The organism is Corallococcus sp. 4LFB, assembly GCF_046520365.1.
Lineage (GTDB): Bacteria > Myxococcota > Myxococcia > Myxococcales > Myxococcaceae > Corallococcus > Corallococcus caeni.
This window is the reverse complement of record NZ_JBKGHJ010000939.1, coordinates 1-1,618: the sequence shown is the minus strand read 5'-3', so window position 1 is coordinate 1,618 and position 1,618 is coordinate 1. Positions and strand designations below refer to the sequence as shown.

The following is a 1,618-nucleotide window of genomic DNA, read 5'->3' as shown; positions in this document are numbered from 1 at the left end:
CGCGCTCCGCCCCGCCGTCCACACGCGAGGCGGGCGCCAACATCGCCGTGAAGTGAAACACCGCCCGAGACCTTCGACCGGCCCCTCCTTCAACGCAGTCCCCACGGGAACAACATGAAGACACGCGAAGAATTGGAAACGATGACCGTCAAGAAACTGCGCCGCTACGTCATCGACACCGGAAACAGCTTCCCCTACTTGGGGGAAACCAAGAAGGCCAAGATCATCGACAAGCTCATGAAGATTCGAGCAGAGCGGGAGGACACGAAGCCCACGCCGACCGCCAAGGGTGCAACCTAGCCGCAGCCCCTCGCCATTCGAGGGCCTTGCCGGGCTGCGACAGGCACGTCCGGCAAGCCACTCGAAGCGGCCGAAATAGGCCCCAAGCGCGCACGCCCAGCCTCACCACCAGACACACGCTCCATCGGGAACAGCGCCCCAGCCAAACGCCAACGCCCCGCCACAGAACATACACCCCAAAGACAGCAGAGAGGACTTGATACACCCGCCCACAAGAGCGTGTATGCCCCTCGCGACGGGCACAAAAAAGCACCGCGCAATCCCACAGGAATACCGACCATGAGCGCGACGGCCATCCCTTTTCACGTTATCCCGATGAAGGTGATTGACTTCAGCAACGCCAAGCTGAGCCTCGACCTCGGCAAAAGCCGGTACGGCACGGCCCAGCCCCAACTGGACATCTTCCTTCCGCCCAGCGCAACCCACCGGCAGATGAGCGCGTTGCTCCACGCCTTCGCCGCCAGCCTGGAGCTGAGCACCCCCGCCAGCGAGCGGTGGATCGTGCAGAGCGAGCGCCTCTCGGAGCCGAACCATGGCCGCATCTACCTGGAGCTGGCCGAGGGGGACCATGCCGAGGCCATGCGCGGGATGATGCTCCTCAACACCCTGCTGGGCTGAGCGGAGAGGTCAGCGGGAGTCCGCGCCGCAGCACCGCGCAGGTTTCCCCGTCCATCCTCACCCAGTCAATCACACACACTGGAATTCCCCCACCAGCCGCAACCCAAGCGCCTGAAACACGCGCCACCCGTCGAGAGCGGACGAGAAACCCCGCATATTCTCGCGAATACTCCAGACGCCCAAATCCGCCCTTCCGGCCGTCGAAGTGGACTTGCTTCATTCGCATACAAGAGCGTGTATGTGTTTCGCAACGGGCGCCACAGCCCCGCGCGAACGCGAGAGGCAAACTCCATGAAGACGCTCCGGTTTGGAATTGAGATTGAGACGGTTGGCGCCAGCCGCCAGAAGCTGGCCCACGCGATTCAGGGCGCGGTGGGCGGGCACGTTTCCGGCGACTACCGGGGCTGGCAGGTGATGGACTCCCAGGGCCGCGCCTGGAAGGTGGTGCCGGACGGCTCGCTGAGCGGGGGCGAGTACAGCGGCGAAATCGTCTCCCCCATCCTCACCTACCAGGACCTGGAAGCCTTACAGCAGGTGGTGCGCGCCGCTCGCGAGGCCGGCGCCCGCGCCGACGCTTCCACCGGGGGCCTCATCCACGTCGATGGCAGCCGCTTCGACGCCAAGGGCGTCACCAACCTCGTCAAAATGGTGCACAAGCAGGAGCGCCTCCTGGAGACCGCCCTCGGGGTGAGCGCCGCGC

3 protein-coding genes are annotated in these 1,618 nt (G+C 65.0%); all 3 read left to right on the top strand.

What is annotated here, in order from left to right:
* The first annotated feature begins 114 nt into the window (after positions 1–114).
* A complete protein-coding gene (locus ACLEQD_RS43000) occupies positions 115–300 on the top strand; it encodes a hypothetical protein (RefSeq protein ID WP_223738438.1) in 186 nt (61 codons plus the stop codon).
* Positions 301–579: 279 nt separating this feature from the next.
* Positions 580–918, top strand: a complete 339-nt coding sequence (locus tag ACLEQD_RS42995) for a hypothetical protein (RefSeq protein ID WP_141648405.1) — start codon at positions 580–582, stop codon at positions 916–918.
* A 291-nt stretch (positions 919–1,209) separates the two neighbouring features.
* Positions 1,210–1,618: amidoligase family protein (locus ACLEQD_RS42990; protein ID WP_410391734.1), on the top strand; the 409-nt coding region annotated here is incomplete at its 3' end.